We start from the raw sequence: 333 nt of genomic DNA, 5'->3' as shown, positions 1-333 counted from the left end.
GGAAGTTTGACTTGCATCGCCTCATGGCTTCTAATCGTCATTTTCAAGCGATGTATTCTCAATCGGCCCAGCAGTGTTTAACCACCGTTGCTGAATCGTTTAAGTCATTTTTTGGGCTACTCAGAGGAATCACTAAAGGTACAGTGACGCAGAAACCGAAACTTCCTAACTACAGAAAGCCAGGGTTGAATCTCGTCACCTATCCGAAACAAGCGGTCAAACTAAAAGAATCAGGTTTGAAGTTTCCTCTAGGAAGACTGGTTAAAACTTGGTTTGGAGTCGATAGTTTCTATCTGCCAATGCCGTCCAACTTAAATTCCCAAGAAATTCGAG

General features: G+C 42.9%; 1 pseudogene. It reads left to right on the top strand.

The window, feature by feature from the left end:
• Positions 1-23: 23 nt before the first annotated feature.
• Positions 24-333 (top strand): annotated as a pseudogene (locus tag LKK83_RS09230) (RNA-guided endonuclease TnpB family protein); the annotation flags it as partial.

This window comes from Phormidium sp. CCY1219 (assembly GCF_035615515.1).
Taxonomy (GTDB): Bacteria; Cyanobacteriota; Cyanobacteriia; order Cyanobacteriales; family Laspinemataceae; genus CCY1219.
This window is presented reverse-complemented; position numbering and strand designations above follow the sequence as displayed.